The organism is Pseudoalteromonas sp. NBT06-2 (assembly GCF_002276045.1).
In the GTDB taxonomy this organism is placed as follows: Bacteria; Pseudomonadota; Gammaproteobacteria; order Enterobacterales; family Alteromonadaceae; genus Pseudoalteromonas.
Genome location: NZ_NQMR01000278.1, coordinates 1 through 2612, shown reverse-complemented (window position 1 = coordinate 2612; position 2612 = coordinate 1). Strand labels below are relative to the sequence as shown.

Genomic DNA, 2612 nt, shown 5'->3' with positions numbered 1-2612 from the left:
GACAACAACAAATTGGTTTTGGGATTTAGTTTATTGACTCTCAAAATAGAATCGTTAGGATTTTCCAAAATACGTAACTATGAACCAAAAAGCCCTACTCATGAGTAGGGCTTTTTTATTAAATGGCATCTAAGTGTACTCCTAGATACACATATCCGATTAATGAAGATATAGCTAGTATCCAATATGCTGCCCTTTTAGCATTACCTATGGTTTTTTCATTTGTCTTTTGTTTTAGTTTCTTTAGAAGTTCTAATTCCACTTGTTTTTGTTTCTGTTTTTGTATTTTGGTATTTTTTAGTTTACCACGGTACTCTTTTTGATTTTTTCTGACTTCAGATGATTCATAATCATTATTAATAGAATTAAATCCCATAGAATGACCTCGTAAATTTTGTAAAATTAAATAAAAATCTTTATTTTGCAAATGAGAAAACAAGATATTAAATATCTTGTTTTCTCATTGAATTTCTGATTTTTCAACGTTGATATTTTTATACTCTTGTTATGTGTGTTAAGTATGTGCTTTGTGTGAAGTTGAATATTATTTCTCTGTAAGTAAAAAAAGGTATGTATTGAAATTAAAATGGCTTGCCTCTTGTAATGGCAAGCCTTTTTGTTTTAACCTGTCTATTGCCTGGCACTCTATCATCGTGTCGCCCTTATCTGTGAAAACTACTTTACAGTGTTTTTGAATTCCCCAATTTAGTTAAATCAATGCATGACTGATACAGCGCATGCACCTATTTATTTACTGGCTAAACATATTGCCAATGCTAAAACGCGAGAAGAAAAAATCGCGTTAGCAGCCCAATGTCCTTCTCCTTACTTGGCTATTTTACGCAAGCAAGTCAGAACCATTTTGGATAAACGCAATATTAAAAAACCCGTAAAAAGAACACTGCCTGCCTGTTTTATTTTAATCAAGCGGCGCTTAAAGCGTCAAAACAGGAAAGCCGATGGAAAAACTAAAACAGCAACTTATCAATCATGAAGGCACCACACTGATGCCTTATTTGTGCTCAGCAGGGTACTTAACAATCGGTGTCGGCAGAAACCTTGCTCAAAAAGGGATTTCACAAACAGAGGCTGACTATTTTCTTGAAAATGATATCGCTGAATTTACCGAGCTGGTTATCGCTTCAATTGATACCTCCCAATGTAACGCACCGCGCTTAGCTGTGCTTATTAATATGGCATTTAATCTTGGTATTAAAGGCTTACTTAAATTTAAAAATACCCTGCATTCTATTGAAATGTGTCAATACGATTTAGCTGCAGCTCACATGCTCAATAGCCTTTGGGCAACGCAAGTAGGTGATAGAGCAAATCAACTGGCACTTCAGATGGAAACAGGCCAATGGCAAGGAGTGTAATTGATGAATACAGAGCAAGAAAACCAATTATTTAAAAGCTTAGGCTCAATTGAATCAACACAAGAAGCCATTTTAAAAAGCATGCATGAAATGAAGGCGGATATTCAAAAGTCTATCACGACTGTTAATGGTCGTGTTGATAAAGTGGAAAACCGCATTGAAAAGGTTGAAACCAAAGTCACTAACATGCGCATTAAGGTGGCAGCAGGGGGTGGTGCAGGGGGCTTAGCTGTTTTGATGTTAGCCGAATTATTAAAAAATGGCGGTATTTAACATGGCACATGGTGTAGAAACAAAAGCCAATGTGAGGCACAGCTATGTTACTGAACTACTGGCCTTGTCGGTTGCGGCTATAAAACACCGTGTTGCTGATGGTACTGCCAGACGTTGGAAAATGGAAGCCAAAGACAACGGTGATGATTGGGATTTAGCCCGTACTGCCACAAGGCGAAGTGAAGGCACCATCGGAGAGTTTACCAGTGACTTTATTGAAGAGTTTACCATTCAGGTGAATGAAACTTTCACGATGTTAAAGCAAGACAGTGACGCGATGAGTCTTGAGCAAAGAACTAAAATCTTATCTAGTTTAACGGATATGATGGCGAAGGTGATGAAGCATTCTGGCGGTAATAAAAAGCTAGAAAAACGCACCATTGCTGTTGAAGTACTTAAGTTGCTCACACAATTTATTGCCAGTCATCACCCTGAACATGCACCTGCCTTTGTTGACATATTAACCGCCTTTTCAGCGCGTATAGACAGTGAGTTTGACGGCTAATGGCAGATATGAACTCTAAAGATTTCTTACTTGAAATTGAAAAGCTGGCAGGTTCTTTACGCAGAGACATTGAAGCTAAAGAACGTGATATTGACCCAAGTCCTGAAGCCATAAAAGCAAGGCGTAAAAGGGTGCTTGGTGGCGATTTTGATTACTTTGTTTATACCTATTTCCCACACCATATGTGGTTAGATGAAGGCCAAGAAAAGTCTGAGTTTCAAGGTTACTTTATGAATTGGTTTCCTGAAGCGATGAAGATTAAAAATGGTTGGAAAAACTGGTTTGTTGCCCCGCGCGGTGAAGGTAAATCGACCTTAGCGGTGAAACTGGCACCTGTTTATGTTGCTGTTCAAGCACTGTTACAAGACTCTAATGTGTGTGACGAATTGGGGGTATCGGCACCGAGTTTATTTGTCGACTTTGTGATTCTGTTTGGTGCTGAAACCAAGATGCCAGCT

The 2612-nt window shown here is 38.2% G+C and carries 5 protein-coding genes and 1 pseudogene; 5 read left to right on the top strand and 1 reads right to left on the bottom strand.

The genetic code is table 11. From position 1 onward, the window contains the following. Positions 1-118: 118 nt before the first annotated feature. Positions 119-427: a hypothetical protein gene (locus CJF42_RS25290; RefSeq protein ID WP_141235677.1), complete on the bottom strand. Its 309-nt coding sequence runs from the start codon at positions 425-427 to the stop codon at positions 119-121. A 294-nt stretch (positions 428-721) separates the two neighbouring features. Between CJF42_RS25290 and CJF42_RS25285 the strand changes: the two genes are divergently transcribed. From CJF42_RS25285 to CJF42_RS25265, 5 genes and pseudogenes are all read left to right on the top strand, one after another. After that, positions 722-994, top strand: a complete 273-nt coding sequence (locus CJF42_RS25285) for a hypothetical protein (RefSeq protein WP_095369265.1) — start codon at positions 722-724, stop codon at positions 992-994. Continuing rightward, positions 960-1376 (top strand): glycoside hydrolase family protein, encoded by a 417-nt coding sequence (locus tag CJF42_RS25280; RefSeq protein WP_095369264.1) that lies wholly within the window; start codon positions 960-962, stop codon positions 1374-1376. The genes CJF42_RS25285 and CJF42_RS25280 overlap by 35 nt, the downstream gene beginning before the upstream one ends. A 3-nt stretch (positions 1377-1379) precedes the next feature. Continuing rightward, complete coding sequence (locus CJF42_RS25275; protein ID WP_095369263.1) at positions 1380-1649, top strand: hypothetical protein; 270 nt, start codon at positions 1380-1382, stop codon at positions 1647-1649. Between the two features lies 1 nt (position 1650). After that, a complete protein-coding gene (locus tag CJF42_RS25270; RefSeq protein WP_095369262.1) occupies positions 1651-2154 on the top strand; it encodes a DUF1804 family protein in 504 nt (167 codons plus the stop codon). After that, positions 2154-2612 (top strand): annotated as a pseudogene (locus CJF42_RS25265) (hypothetical protein); the annotation flags it as partial. The gene CJF42_RS25270 and the pseudogene CJF42_RS25265, both read left to right, overlap by 1 nt.